Annotated in this window: 2 protein-coding genes; both read right to left on the bottom strand. The window is 51.1% G+C overall.

Annotated elements, in window-relative coordinates:
* The coding region (locus R7O13_RS30240) for a hypothetical protein (protein WP_318305642.1) at window positions 1–425 on the bottom strand (425 nt) is incomplete at its 3' end.
* A gap of 10 nt (window positions 426–435) precedes the next feature.
* The coding region (locus R7O13_RS30235) for a DUF4842 domain-containing protein (protein WP_318196040.1) at window positions 436–540 on the bottom strand (105 nt) is incomplete at its 5' end.

Raw genomic sequence — 540 nt, 5'->3', positions numbered from 1 at the left:
GCAATTGACCAATTTTGCTCAGACTCTTGCGCACTCATCGGCACCCATTGCGCATAAAGATGTGTCCAGTTGCCATTCACTTCGAGCTCTACGTCACCCGCCATGTTTGGATACAACGTCGTGATACGAGATGTCGGGTCGGCAATCACATCGCCATTTGCAGTGGTATACGCCGCTTTCGAATACAAGTGCAACGCCCCCTCGGTCGAACCGGTATAATTCACAGACAAGGTGATTTTTTCACCAATATCGAATGAGAAGTCTCGTTCCGCCACGATGTCAGCCGTATTGTCGAGAACCTGAACCGATGGCGTCGGTGTTGGTGCCGGAGGCGTAGTTGAGCCACCACCTCCACCGCCGCCTCCACAAGCTACGGTTAGTGCCGAAATCAACGTCGTCATAAGCAGTTTTGTAGAATGTTTCATGTCAGGCTCCTTACTGCTGAGTTGCAGGAATTACTTTGTTAGCGGTTGAGGCTTGGTACCACGTTGTTTCTGACTCGCCACTGCTGGTTACCCAAGTTGGAAAATCGGGATACGC

This window comes from Vibrio sp. Y176 (assembly GCF_033438945.1).
The sequence above is the reverse complement of the archived record's forward strand: the minus strand, read 5'-3'. Positions and strand labels throughout refer to the sequence as shown.